The organism is Caulobacter sp. B11 (assembly GCF_002737765.1).
Lineage (GTDB): Bacteria > Pseudomonadota > Alphaproteobacteria > Caulobacterales > Caulobacteraceae > Caulobacter.
In genome coordinates, this window is sequence record NZ_PEGG01000395.1 from 1 (window position 1) to 2,547 (window position 2,547).

Here is a 2,547-nt window from a genome sequence, read left to right on the forward strand (position 1 = left end):
CGGGCCCCGTTAATCATCCGGAAGGTGCGGGCGGTCTTCTCGTCGTCCTTGTAGTAGCCGAGAGGGTTGGGCGATCCCAGGGCGACAAGGCCTCGGACCCCGGAACCAGGCTCGACCGGCTGGTCGTTCTCATCGAACACGCGGCAGCGGTCGCCGATCATGAACTTGGCGGTCTGCACCTCGCCCAACTTGGTCATGATCGAGCTGCCCATTCCGAGGGCTTCGGACGAGGAGAAGGCGTCAGTCAGCATCGCCTCCGGCATGTATTCCAGGAGGCCGCGCTTGACCTCGAGGCTCCACATCACCCCTGAGGAGACAACCGACGTAATGCTAGAGACTCTCCAGCGAGCCGGGTTTGCCTTGAGGGCGTTCAGGAGCGGGCGGGCGAAGCTGTCGCCGACGATGGTCAACGATTGCGGTCGGTGGCGGTCGATGGCCTCCAGCGTCTCGACAGCATCGAAGCTCTCGCCCGTCAGGGTGATCACGCAGCCGCCGGACAGGTGCGCGCCCAGGGCAGTAAGCAGGCCCGTGCCGTGCATAAGCGGCGGAGCGATGAGCACCCGCCCGCCTGGGCCCATCGTGCGGGTGTGCTCGGCCAGCGCCTCCAGCGTCTCCGGCACCGGCCCCATCTTGCGGGCGGCGCTGAGAGTGATCTCGCGCAGGTCGTGGTGGGGCCACATCACCCCCTTGGGCATGCCGGTGGTGCCGCCGGTGTAGATGAAGAACAGGTCGTCGCCGGCGCGTTCGATGTTTAGGGGCGCGCCGTCGCCCTCACCCGCCAGCTTATCGAAGCTTTCGGCGAAGGGTGCGGTCTGTCCGCTTTGCGAGACCTCGACCCAGGTCTTCACCTTGGGCAGGCCGTTGCGGATCTGGGCGACCGCGTCGCGGAACTCCGAGGCGTAGACGACCGTCTGGGCGTCGGCGTTGTCGAAAATGTACCAGACCTCTTCCGGCGTGTAGCGGTAGTTGACGTTGACGTGGGTCAGCCGCGCTTTGAACGCCGCCGACAGGGCGATCACGTATTCCGGCCGGTTGCGCATGTAGATGGCGATCTTATCGCCAGGCGCGGACCCGCGGGCGATGAGCGCGCGGGCGAGGTTATTGGACGCCCGTGTCGCGTCTCCCCAGGAGACCACCCGCTCGCCATGGATGAAGGCCGGCGCATTGGCCGGCAGCACGGTCTCGACGGTGTCGAGTATGTCCCCGAAGTTCCAGCCCACCTTGCCCCCTGATCTCTTTTTGTCGTCGTCTGGCCGGACTAGCTGCTGCGGACGTCGCGGAAGGGAATATTTCGGTCGACTTCCGGCTCCTTGGGAAGGCCCAGAACGCGCTCGCCGATGATGTTGCGCTGGATCTGATCGGTGCCGCCCCCGATCGACGTGAAGTAGGCGTTCAGCGTCAGGAAGTTGGCGTCCTCGGCCCTGGGGAAGTCCGGCCCCTCGAGCAGGCTGCCGGCGCCCAGGATCATGGTCCGTACGCGCGCCTCTTCGTGCAGAATGCGCGACATCGCCAGTTTGCCCAAGCTCATCAGCGCCGACGACGTGCCCTGCTTCAGTTCGGCCTTTGCCCGCGCCGTGTTGAGGGCATTCAACTTCCTTAGGCCGATCACCTTCGCAATCTCCTGGCGGACCAGGGGGTCGCCCAAGGCGCCCGCCTCCCGCGCCAGTGCGATCAGCGGCTCCTCATTCTTGCTCTCTGCCGCGCCACTCCGGGGCCCACGCGCGGCCTCACCCATGACTGACCGCTCGTAGGCGAGCGCCGTTTGCAGCACGCTCCAGCCCTGGCCAAGCTCGCCCAGCAGGTTCGCATCCGGGCAGATGGCGTCGGTGATGAAGACCTCGTTGAACTGGCTCTCGTCAGTGATCTGCCTGAGCGGCCGGACCTCCACGCCGGGCTGCTTCATCGGCAGGAAGAAGAAGCTGATCCCTCGGTGCTTGGGCACGTCCCAGTCGGTCCGGGCGATCAGCATTCCGTAGTCGGCCATCGCGCGCGAAGCTGGTCCAGACCTTCTGACCATTGACGAGGAAGTGATCGCTTTGCCGGTCGGCGCGGGTGCGGATGCCTGCCAAGTCCGAGCCTGGCGCCCGTCGAATAGAGCAGGCACATACCCACTTCGCCGCGCAGCAGCGGCAGCAAAAAGCTTCTCCTTCAACGCTTGCCCTGTCGCGAGTAGGGTGTTGGCCCAAAGGTTGGTGCGGTCCTGGCCGGCGCCCGGCGCCCCGACTGCGGCGAATTCGCTCTCCACAATGCGGGCTTGGGCGTCGCTCAGGCCGCGGCCCATCCATAGGGTAGGCCAGCGCGGAACGGCCCATCGGGCGTCCACAACCTTGGCGAACCAGACCTTGCGCTCGGCCTCGCCCTGAATCTGGCCGGTCCACTGGTTTTCAAGGGAAGCGCGAACCTCCTCACGCAGGGCGTCGTCGGTGACGGGCGCGGCGTCGTCGTCAGCCATGCGTGGCCTCCAGTCGCAGACGTAGCGCTCGCGGTGGAAGGCCGCGGCGCCGAACAATTGGGCGTCGGAACTCGCTCTTCGAAGGTACAGATGAG

The 2,547-nt window shown here is 66.1% G+C and carries 2 protein-coding genes; both read right to left on the reverse strand.

Annotation, left to right across the window (positions count from 1 at the left end):
• A partial coding sequence (locus tag CSW58_RS13400; protein ID WP_099447604.1) for an AMP-binding protein occupies positions 1-1,220 on the reverse strand: 1,220 nt, incomplete at its 3' end.
• A gap of 38 nt (positions 1,221-1,258) precedes the next feature.
• Positions 1,259-2,547, reverse strand: a 1,289-nt coding sequence (locus CSW58_RS13405; RefSeq protein WP_236627843.1) for an acyl-CoA dehydrogenase family protein, incomplete at its 5' end; no start/stop codon positions are given.